The following is a 6,481-nucleotide window of genomic DNA, read 5'->3' as shown; positions in this document are numbered from 1 at the left end:
ATCCCGAACAGGACCGTGAAACAACTTTGCGCCGATGATAGTGCTGCAACCAGTGTGAAAGTAGGTTATCGTCAGGCTTGTTATTCGCAGTAGAGAAAAACCCGATCAGCAATGGTCGGGTTTTTTTACGTCTGGTGCTTTGTTTTGTGCACATTTTTACTGTACGTATGGTGGAGTTGACCGAAGTTATCGGCTGCGCACCTTTTTTGCGGGAATGCCAGAACACCTTTGACGCGTAATTCAGGTCGACACTTGTAAGGTGCTCAAAATACCCATCTTGCCCCTTCCGTGTTGCCCGCGGCGGGCACCGTCATGTTCTCTTCATATTGACACTGTACGATGACTTGCATGGCTGCTGCTCTTGAGTGGCCAGTCCCTTTCATCTCATCAAGTAAATGTGTACACCCATGTTGGCCAAGCTTAAACTCGTCAAAACTCCCACAGGCATCGATAGCGCCTTGATGCTCTCGGCCATGCTGATACTCTGGATCGGCAATTACAGCAATCTCGACCTCATGATCGCCGACAGTATGTTCGACGGTGCGCGTGGGCAATTTGCCGGCGCTGACAGCGCGTGGGCGCGCGGTCTCCAGTTCTGCATGACCTTGCTGGCCGCGGCAGCGATAGTCTTGGCGGTCTGGGACACGCAGCGTCCGCTGGCCTGGTCTGCCTCACGTCGCAGCGCCTTGCGCGTGGTGGCCCTGTCGGCCATCTTGGTGCCGTTTAGCATCTATTTGCTCTCTTCCTTCAGCGATGTGCCTTGCCCCACGGATTTGCTGCGCTATGGTGGACTGCAACCGTATACGCGCCTGCTGGAAACATTGCCGGCTAGCGCATCTGCCATGGTCTGCTTGCCCGCCACGCATGCGAACACTGCCTGGTGGATGCTGGCCTTGCCATTGTTCTGCCTGCCCGGACGGCCACGCACGGCACTTTTGTTCGCCAGTATCATGTTGCTGTGCGGCTTGGCGGCAGGCTGGCAGCAGCAGTTGCAAGGTAAGCAATTTTTTACGCACACCTTGTGGTCTGCCTGGGTCGCTTCTTTCCTGATCTATCTGCTGCATAATTTGTTCCGGGCCGAGGACGCGTTGGCCTGAAACACAAAAGTACGTCACAATCTGCCTGTCTAGTTGTCGTTTCATACAAAAACAGGAGCACCATGAACGAGCAGATTGCGAGAGAAGTGGTATTGGTCCGTGCTATCGAGACGGCCGACCAGAAAAAAGAAGTCCTCAGCGAGGATGACCGCATGTATGCCAGCCGCAGCGCGCGTGAGCTTGCGCAGTGGCAAGCTTCGGGCAAGCAGGCCGAAGTGACAGGTGACGATTTCCTGCAGCAGCGCTCCGAGCTGATCCTCAAGCGCATCACCGAGCGCACGCCCGCTTTTGCTGCCTTCGCGAAACGCCGTAACGGCATGAAGACCCTGGCGCTGACATTGCCCTTGCTGGCACTGCTGCTGGGTGCCGGGCTGGACCGCATCACGGATCCCCATCGCGTGGATCTGCTGTCGGCGCCCTTGCTGCTGATCATCGCCTGGAATGTGCTGGTCTACCTGGGCTTGCTGATCTGGCTATGCATCCCCTCGCACTCCCTTGGCTGGCCGAAGGCGGGACTGGTGCGCCACCTGAGCGTGGGTCGCCTGGCGTTGCCGCGCAAGCTGCCGCACGCCTTGTCCTCGGGCTTGCTCAGTTTTATGGGGGAATGGGCGCACTTGAGCGCCAAGCTGACGGCCGCGCGCCTCAGCCGTACCATTCACCTGAGCGCCGCCATGTTTGCCATCGGCGCCGTCGCTTCACTGTACGCGCGCGGCTTCCTGTCGCAGTACGCGGCCGGTTGGGAAAGCACTTTTTTGAATGCCAGCCAGGTGCACAGCCTGCTTTCGACCCTGTTTGCGCCGGCTATTGCCCTGTTTCATTTGCAAGGCTTTTCGCTGGCGGAAATCGAAGCGCTGCGCTTCCCGCAAACGACGACCATCGAAGGCGGCGCACGCTGGGTGCATTTGTATGCGGCAACGATTTTCCTGCTGGTGGTCGTTCCCCGCCTGATACTGGCACTGGTCAACAACTGGCGCGCAGCGCGCCTGGCCAAGCACTTTCCGCTGGATCTCGATCAACCGTATTTCCGCAAGCTTAATGAAAGCATCGGCGTGGCAACTGGCGGCATGCTGCGTGTCTTGCCGTACAGCTTTACTGTCGATGAGGCACGTCACAAGGGCCTGGCGCAAATCTCCCTCATGCTGTTCGGCGAGCAGGGCCGCATGATGCTGCGTCCATCGACGTCGTATGGCGAGGAGCCGCAGGACGTCTTGCGCGACACGGACTTGAATGATCCACAAGTCAATATCACGGCCGTGCTGTTCAATCTGACGGCGACGCCGGAAAAGGAAAACCACGGCGCCTTCCTCGATTACCTGGCGCAATCGTCGGCACGCGGCATCGCTGTACTGATCGACGAGTCCAGCTACCTGGAGCGCGCGGGCGAGCAGGTGGATAATGCCGCCCGCCTGGCGGAAAGAATCGCCTTGTGGCAACAGTTCTGCCAGTTCCACAAAACCACGGCCACCCTGGTCAATTTGCTCAATCCTGCCTTGCACCCGCTCGATGCCGGTGTCGGGCTGAAAGTATCGGCAGCAGCATGAGTGTGAATGTAAATAAAAATGTGCAGGATGATGCGGTACAGATTCAGTTTGCGCTGATTTCGCACACGAATAATGGCAAGACGACCTTGGCGCGCACTTTAGTGGGCGTGGACATTGGCGAAGTGCGCGATGCCGCCCACGTGACCGTGTTTGCGGAATCGCATACCTTGCTGGTCACGCCGCAGGGCGATGCCTTGCAATTGTGGGACACGCCCGGCTTTGGCGACTCCGTGCGCCTGCTCAAGCGCCTGGGCCAGTCGGGCAATCCCATCGGCTGGTTCCTGCGCGAAGTGCTGGACCGTTATCGCGACCGCCCGTTCTGGCTCAGCCAGCAGGCGCTGCGTACGGCCAAGGACTCTGCCGACGTGGTGCTGTACCTGGTGAATTCCTCGGAACATCCCAAGGATGCGGGCTACTTGCCGGCAGAAATGAAAATCCTCGCCTGGCTGGATAAGCCGGTGGTGGTCTTGCTCAATCAGATGGGGCCGCCGCGTCCTGGCAATGAGGAGCATGGCGAGCAGGCGCGCTGGCGCGAGCATTTGCAGCAGTATCCGATCGTGCGCGATGTCCTGGCGCTCGATGCCTTTGCCCGCTGCTGGGTTCATGAGCGCGTGTTTTACGAAGCCGTGGGTAAATTGTTGCCGCAGTCGCAGCAAGCCGGCTATGCGCGTCTGTTTTCTGCCTGGCAAGAGCAGAATACGGCGCGTTTCCAGCAAGCCATGCATTTGCTGGCCACGCAACTGGCAGTGGCAGGGCAGGATCGCGAAGCCATTGAGCTCGGCTCCAAGGGCTTGCTGAAATCGGCCTTGCAGGTAGTGGGCATCGGTAAGAATGCAGAGCAGCAACGCCAGGAAAAGGCCATGGCCAGCCTGGTGGCACGGCTCAATACGCACAGCGGCGTGACCACGCGTGAGCTCTTGATCTTGCACAAACTCGATCCGACCGATGCGCATAAGATCAATAGCCGGATACGGGAAAATTTTGCCGTGCGCGCGCCGATCGACAAGGCGCAAGCGGGGTTATTGGGTGCCATGATTTCCGGCGCGGCGACGGGGCTGTCGGCCGACCTGATTTCCGGCGGCCTGACTTTGGGCACGGGCGCCTTGCTTGGTGGCGTGGTCGGTGCGCTGACGTTTGCCGGCGCTGCCTGGGGCTTTAATTCCGGCACGGACCGCAATGAACCCACCATGCAATTCACGGATGCCTTTTTGCGCACCCTGGTGGTGGCGGGCGTGCTGCGTTACCTGGCGGTGGCGCACTTTGGCCGTGGCCGCGGCAATTTCGTGGAAAGCGAGGCGCCGGCTTTCTGGCAGGATGAGGTCGAGCAGGCGGTGGCGCGCCATGAAGGCGCATTGGCCGAGCTGTGGAAAGAGGTGCGCCGGGAAAAATCGCCGGAGCAGGCCGCCGAGCGCGTTTTGCCAGTCATGTCGTCCATCACCTCCGATACCCTGGCGCGTCTGTATCCGGATGTGGCGCGTCTGGTATAGCTTATCAGGCGCGGGCTTGCAGCCACCGTTCCAGAAATTGCACGCAGGCCCTGACCTTGGCCGAGTTCGACAGCCGCGAAGTGGTCACCGCCCACACATCGGCGACCTGATGATACGCGGGCAAAATGCGCACCAGCTTGCCTTGCCCCAGGCTGCTTTCTACATCCCACGCCGAACGCAAGATGATGCCGTGGCCGTCCAGCGCCCATTGATGGACGATCTCGCCATTATTGGCCGATAGCGGCCCAGCGACCTTCACCGTTTCCGACCCTTGCGGCCCCTGCAGTTTCCAGCGTCGCCCATCCAGGTCACGCTCGCGGATGACGATGCAGTCATGCTCGCGCAATTGCGCCAGCGTGTCCGGCGTTCCGCGTTGTGCCAGATAGGAGGGTGCGGCGCACAGCACGCGTTGATTGCTGGCAATGCGGTGGGCGATCAGGTCTGGCTCGCGCACCACGCCGATGCGAATGTCCAGATCGAAACCCTCGCCCAGCAGGTCGACGGGACGGTCGAGCAATTCCAGCTGTATTTTCAAGTCTGGATATTGCCGTGCCAGCTGGGAGAGGGCGGGACCGAGCCGGTTGCGCCCGAAGCCGGAACTGGAGCAAATGCGCAGTAGGCCCTGCGGCTGCAATTTCGACTGTGCTACCGCTTCCCCCATCTGCTCGACATCTTCCAGGATGCGCTGCGCCCATTGCCGCACGATCTCGCCGTGATCGGTGACGCTGACCCTGCGTGTGGTCCGGTGCAGCAACCGTACTTCTAGCGCCGCTTCCAGCATGCCGATGCGCTTGCTGACGACCGCCTTGGAAATACCCAGTTCCAGCGCCGTGGCGGCGAAACTGGTTTTATGGGCGACCTGGCAAAACAGGCGTAAATCTTCCAGCAGCGGCGTATGTTTCATCGATTGAGCACGAAATGTGGATACTGAGGTCATGAATACCCTGATTGTATTCTGATGCGGCGCCAGTATCATCAACGCATCCATCTATAAACAGGAGAACCTCATGCCCGCACACAGAATCGCAGTCATCGCCGGCGACGGTATAGGCAATGAAGTCATGCCGGAAGGGCTGCGTGTCGTCGAGGCTGCCGCGCGCCGTTTCAATATCGACTTGCAGTTCACGACCATGGAGTGGGCGAATTGCGACTACTACCTCGAGCATGGCCAGATGATGCCCTCGGACTGGTTTGCCCAGCTCAAGGATTTCGACGCCATCTATTTTGGTGCCGTCGGCTGGCCGGACAAGGTACCGGACCATATCTCGCTGTGGGGTTCGTTACTAAAATTCCGGCGCGAGTTCGACGAATACGTCAACTTGCGGCCCGTGCGCCTGATGCCGGGTGTGCCGTGTCCGCTGGCGAACAAAAAGCCAGGTGATATCGATTTTTATGTGGTGCGTGAAAATACGGAAGGAGAATATTCGTCCGTGGGCGGGCGCATGTTCGAGGGGACGGAACGCGAAACGGTGCTGCAGGAATCCGTGTTTACGCGCAAGGGCGTTGACCGCATCCTGAAGTATGCGTTTGAGTTGGCGCAAAGCCGGCCTAAAAAACACCTGACATCGGCGACCAAGTCGAACGGTATCGCCATCAGCATGCCGTATTGGGATGAGCGGGTGGAGGCGATGGGGCCCAGCTTTCCCGATGTCCACTGGGATAAATACCATATCGACATCCTGGCGGCCCGTTTCGTGCTCAGTCCCGAGCGCTTCGACGTGGTGGTTGCGTCGAATCTGTTTGGCGACATTCTGTCCGACCTGGGCCCCGCGTGCACGGGAACGATTGCCATCGCGCCATCGGCCAATATCAATCCGGAACGCACGTTCCCCTCTGTCTTCGAGCCCGTGCACGGATCCGCACCCGATATCTATGGCCAGAATATCGCCAACCCGATCGGCATGATCTGGTCGGGCGCCATGATGCTGGACTTCCTCGGTAATGGCGACGCCAATTACACTGCGGCGCATGACGCGGTTTTGCGCGCCATTGAGAAGGTGCTTGAGCATGGCCCGCGCACACCGGACATGGGCGGCGGCGCCAGTACGACCGATGTGGGCGTTGCAATTGCCGAATTGCTGAAATAAAGCTTGCCGCCCATGGGCGGCTTTGCTATAGTTCGCCTCCCCAATGAGACGCAGTCAAATGCGGCAGTTGAGGATCACCAGAAACGGTGATGTAGCAGAAAAGAAGGAGTTGACGATTGTGCTGAAATGCTTCATACTCTTTCTTCTTCGCAGCTGACAAACACAACGCTTTGTCGATAGCGCGAAAGCAGTAACCGAATACAGTTCTTTAACAATTAACAGTCGATAAGTGTGGGCATTTGATGTAAGTGCAGCGTCAATCTTCGGAT

Annotated in this window: 6 protein-coding genes; 4 read left to right on the top strand and 2 right to left on the bottom strand. The window is 58.9% G+C overall.

Annotated elements, in window-relative coordinates:
• The first annotated feature begins 407 nt into the window (after positions 1-407).
• The 3 genes from CSQ92_RS28440 to CSQ92_RS28430 all read left to right on the top strand — a co-directional run bounded on the left by CSQ92_RS28440 (position 408) and on the right by CSQ92_RS28430 (position 4,125).
• Entirely contained in the window at positions 408-1,097 is a 690-nt protein-coding gene (locus CSQ92_RS28440) for an acid phosphatase (protein ID WP_099396073.1), read from the top strand.
• A 62-nt stretch (positions 1,098-1,159) separates the two neighbouring features.
• On the top strand, positions 1,160-2,638 hold the full coding sequence (locus tag CSQ92_RS28435) for a DUF2868 domain-containing protein (protein WP_099396072.1): 1,479 nt from the start codon (positions 1,160-1,162) through the stop codon (positions 2,636-2,638).
• Entirely contained in the window at positions 2,635-4,125 is a 1,491-nt protein-coding gene (locus CSQ92_RS28430; RefSeq protein ID WP_099396071.1) for a DUF3482 domain-containing protein, read from the top strand. Before CSQ92_RS28435 ends, CSQ92_RS28430 begins: the two co-directional genes overlap by 4 nt.
• A gap of 4 nt (positions 4,126-4,129) precedes the next feature.
• On the opposite strand, the gene CSQ92_RS28425 is transcribed toward CSQ92_RS28430, so the two are convergent.
• Positions 4,130-5,029, bottom strand: coding sequence for a LysR family transcriptional regulator (locus tag CSQ92_RS28425; protein WP_099396070.1), 900 nt, complete (start codon positions 5,027-5,029; stop codon positions 4,130-4,132).
• 103 nt (positions 5,030-5,132) lie between these two features.
• On the opposite strand from CSQ92_RS28425, the gene CSQ92_RS28420 reads away from it, so the two are divergent.
• Positions 5,133-6,212, top strand: coding sequence for a tartrate dehydrogenase (locus CSQ92_RS28420; RefSeq protein WP_092613756.1), 1,080 nt, complete (start codon positions 5,133-5,135; stop codon positions 6,210-6,212).
• A 54-nt stretch (positions 6,213-6,266) separates the two neighbouring features.
• Here CSQ92_RS28420 and CSQ92_RS29260 read toward each other — a convergent pair.
• Positions 6,267-6,481: hypothetical protein (locus CSQ92_RS29260; protein WP_218964103.1), on the bottom strand; the 215-nt coding region annotated here is incomplete at its 5' end.

Origin of the sequence: Janthinobacterium sp. BJB446, assembly GCF_002735655.1 — a bacterium.
Classification (GTDB): Bacteria; Pseudomonadota; Gammaproteobacteria; order Burkholderiales; family Burkholderiaceae_D; genus Janthinobacterium; species Janthinobacterium lividum.
The sequence above is the reverse complement of the archived record's forward strand: the minus strand, read 5'-3'. Positions and strand labels throughout refer to the sequence as shown.